The following is a 1,050-nucleotide window of genomic DNA, read 5'->3' as shown; positions in this document are numbered from 1 at the left end:
GTTATATTGACCATTCAGTGAATATGCCACGCGGGGTTTTAGAAATGCGAATTCATCAACACCCTGCTGTGTTACAGCACTGCGATACTTTAGTGGCTTTAGACGCTTTGGCTGAACATGAAATTTACCTGATTTGTCGCTCGGGTGGACGCTCAGCGCTTGCCGCAGTTTCTCTACAAAATATGGGTTTCCCAAAGGTTTTTTCTGTGGCAGGTGGTATGCAAGCTTGGCAAGATGCCAATTTCCCTATGGTTCAATAATATTTGGAAAGACTCATGAAATACACAGAACTCACGCATAATATTTCAAATAACATCAAAACAATTCGTCAAAATTCACCTGAAACCATGAAAAGTTTCAATGCTTTAGCACAAAGCAGCATGAAAGAAGGTGTTATTGATGCAAAGACCAAAGAATTAATCGCGCTAGCCATTGGCGTTGCCAACCGTTGTGATGGATGCATTGGTTTTCATACCCGCAGCCTTGTCAAAATGGGCATGACTTTAGAAGAACTCAACGAAGTTCTGTCTGTTGCGGTGTATATGGGCGGTGGCCCTTCTCTCATGTATGCCGCAAATGCAATCGAAGCCTTTGAAGAATTTACGGAAAATCAATAAATAAACCAAAACAAATCACCTTATCGGTGATTTGTTTTTTTGCTTCATGTTAAGTAATTGACCAATACATTTGGCGCTCGAATAAACAATCTGAGCAAAGACTGCGCTGCTTTCGATGGTTTCCGATGACCCCGCTCCCAACTCTCTAATGTTCTCACCGATATACCCAAAATATTTGCCAATTCATTTTGCGATATTTTGCAACGCTTACGTGCAAAAACAATATCTTCAGGTTGAATATTTACTACATTTACCTTTGGATAATGAATATGACTTTGTTGTAGTACTGACAACATAAAACACCCCTATTCTAAATATTAAATTTTATATAAAAATAAAAATGATCATTTAAAAGAAAGGCATCATTTTTATTTTTATATCACTTGAAATTCATTAATACATAAGCCAATTGTTCTATTAAAAATATACAATC

The 1,050-nt window shown here is 37.3% G+C and carries 3 protein-coding genes; 2 read left to right on the top strand and 1 reads right to left on the bottom strand.

Annotated elements, in window-relative coordinates; translation table 11 throughout:
• Both GBN19_RS15425 and GBN19_RS15420 read left to right on the top strand, forming a co-directional pair.
• Positions 1-260, top strand: a 260-nt coding sequence (locus GBN19_RS15425; RefSeq protein ID WP_266095393.1) for a rhodanese-like domain-containing protein, incomplete at its 5' end; no start/stop codon positions are given.
• Positions 261-275: 15 nt separating this feature from the next.
• Positions 276-617, top strand: a complete 342-nt coding sequence (locus GBN19_RS15420; protein WP_151778703.1) for a carboxymuconolactone decarboxylase family protein — start codon at positions 276-278, stop codon at positions 615-617.
• A 44-nt stretch (positions 618-661) separates the two neighbouring features.
• Here GBN19_RS15420 and GBN19_RS15415 read toward each other — a convergent pair whose 3' ends face one another.
• Positions 662-913 (bottom strand): helix-turn-helix domain-containing protein, encoded by a 252-nt coding sequence (locus GBN19_RS15415; RefSeq protein ID WP_151778702.1) that lies wholly within the window; start codon positions 911-913, stop codon positions 662-664.
• Positions 914-1,050 lie beyond the last annotated feature (137 nt).

This window comes from Acinetobacter brisouii, from assembly GCF_008993995.1.
GTDB classification, from domain to species: domain Bacteria; phylum Pseudomonadota; class Gammaproteobacteria; order Pseudomonadales; family Moraxellaceae; genus Acinetobacter; species Acinetobacter brisouii_A.
The sequence above is the reverse complement of the archived record's forward strand: the minus strand, read 5'-3'. Positions and strand labels throughout refer to the sequence as shown.

What these genes read in the sequence shown, in the direction of transcription:
- GBN19_RS15420 (WP_151778703.1), top strand. Translation starts at nt 276, where the DNA reads ATGAAATACACAGAACTCACGCATAATATTTCAAATAACATCAAAACA.
- GBN19_RS15415 (WP_151778702.1), bottom strand. Translation starts at nt 913, where the DNA reads ATGTTGTCAGTACTACAACAAAGTCATATTCATTATCCAAAGGTAAAT.